Below are 2210 nucleotides of genomic sequence, written 5' to 3' on the forward strand. Positions count from 1 at the left end.
GCGACCACGGATTCTTCCGACCGCGGCACCACGGCGGGCGGCGCATCGAGCGCGTGTGTGACCTGTTCGAGCTGGGTCAATTCATCGGTGACGACCGCATGTGGCACGCCCGCATCCTAACGGGTTGCGGGCGCGCGGTACAGACGTCGCCCGCCGTTCACCCCAAAGGGGGCTGGGTGTACGCTTTGGGGTGTGCTACAGGCGACGGGCAATGAGCAACGGCAGAAAAGACGAACCTAACCAACCCGCCGCAGTCAACATGCCCGAGGGGAACGGCGTCTGGACCCAGAAGCGGAGACTCGCGGCGGCAATGCGCAAGGTCATCGAGCTCCTGGTCACCACCGAAGCCCCTGAGGACGAGTTGTGCGCGGCGGCCGACCGCCTCGAACGCTACGCCCAGCGACTGGAAACCCAGCCGCAGCGCCACATCACATGGGGCAGTCCGGAGGCCTCAATCGCGGGCACGACCGGCGGATTCTTTGATCTGAGTCCGCTCATCGGCCTGGCAAACCCGCTCTCTCCCCCCATTACACTCTGGGTCGATGGCGCTATAGTGCGGGGCACAGTGGTCTTCGGTTGGGCCTATCAAGGCCCTCCCGGCTACGTGCACGGCGGACTCGTCGCGGCGTTGTTCGACGAGACACTCGGCTTCGCGCAGTCGATGTTGGAGAGCCCTGGCATGACGGGAACCCTCACCGTACGCTATCGCAAGCCGACGCCGCTCTTAACCGAGTTGCGCATCGAAGCCACGGTCCAGCGTGTCGACGGCAGAAAGATCTTCACCGAAGCCCGGCTCTATGCCGGCGACACGCTGACGGCGGAAGCCGAGGCGGTCTTCATTTCGCTCAGCGCCTCAACGCTCGCGCTACTGGCGCAGCTGGACAAGGCCAAGACGGGATGACCGGCAGCCGCGCGCGCCGAGGTTTGCGGCCCAACGGCCTGTGACCTATAGTTCTACCTCATGCTCGATGCGCGAACCGAGAAGGCGATTGCCCACGTGGCCGAGCAGGTCCGGCTCGTCTTCGGCACGGACCTGGTAAGTGTTACGCTGTACGGGAGCGCGGCCGGCGAGGACTTCGTGCCGGGAAAGTCGGATCTCAACTTCGCCATCGTCCTCGAACGCGTCACCTTCCCGTATCTGAAGGCCCTGCATCAGCATCTGCCCAAGTGGCACAAGCTGGGTGCGGCCGTTCCCTTGCTGCTGGATCGGCATTTTCTCGACCGGGCGCGGGACGTCTTTCCGATGGAGTTCCATGACATCAAAGCCCAGCATCGGGTACTCTATGGTGAAGAGGTGTTCGCCACCCTCGCCATCGACAGCCGCCACCTGCGCTACCAGGCGGAGCATGAAGCCCGCGGCAAGCTGCTGCGATTGCGCACGCTGTACGCGGAGGTGGGTGCGGAACGCAAGCGCCTGGAAGCCTTGATGCTGGATTCGGCCAAGACCTTCGTCATCATCATGCGCAACTTCGTCCGCTTGCGGCGGGGAGAAAGCCACACCCGGTATCTGCAGGTGCTCGACGAATTCGAGAAGCATTTCAGCCATACATTCCCCACCATTCGCCATTTGCTCCAGGTCAAGCTCGGAACGCAGCAATGGGCCAACGGCATCGAGGAAACGTTTCGCACCTACCTGGACGAGGTAGAGCGATTGATCGATCTGATCGAGCATGCGTTGCCCGAACCTGATGTGGGCGGCTGAGAGCGGAACGCGGAAAGTGCAACGCATAGGGACCCGGGCGGTCAGCTTCGAGTTTTCGGTTTTGAACTTCGCGGCGATCGGTTTAAGTCTGCTGCTGAGCTTCGCACATGTGGCGGCGGCCGGAGTGGAGCCGACCGTACCCACACCGCGAGGATACGTCTCCGACTACGTTGGCGTCATCGATGCACCGACGGCCCGCTACTTGGAGGGGTTAGTCGACGAGCTCAAGCAAAAGACCGGCGCTGAAATCGCCGTGGTGGTCGTCAACTCCACCGCGCCGTTGACGGCCTTCGACTACGCCATGAAGGTTGCCGAGGCCTGGAAGCCCGGTGGTAAGGGCAAGGACAACGGCATCGTCTTCCTGGTAGCGGTCAAAGACCACCAGATGTTCGTTCTCACCGGCTACGGCCTCGAAGGCATCTTGCCTGACGGCAGGGTGGGTGAGATCCGCGACCGGCTGGTGCGCCCGGCCTTTCGCCAGGGCAATTACTCCGGCGGGATCCGGGCC

General features: G+C 63.2%; 3 protein-coding genes. All 3 read left to right on the top strand.

What is annotated here, in order from left to right:
* Positions 1-211: 211 nt before the first annotated feature.
* Positions 212-901, top strand: a complete 690-nt coding sequence (locus VF515_12380) for a PaaI family thioesterase (protein ID HEX7408432.1) — start codon at positions 212-214, stop codon at positions 899-901.
* A 60-nt stretch (positions 902-961) separates the two neighbouring features.
* The gene (locus tag VF515_12385) at positions 962-1702 is read left to right on the top strand and encodes a hypothetical protein (protein ID HEX7408433.1); all 741 of its coding nucleotides are present in this window, start codon (positions 962-964) and stop codon (positions 1700-1702) included.
* Positions 1703-1718: 16 nt separating this feature from the next.
* Positions 1719-2210 (top strand): TPM domain-containing protein (locus VF515_12390; protein HEX7408434.1); only part of this gene is annotated, 492 nt, incomplete at its 3' end.

The organism is Candidatus Binatia bacterium (assembly GCA_036382395.1).
GTDB lineage: Bacteria > Desulfobacterota > Binatia > HRBIN30 > HRBIN30 > JAGDMS01.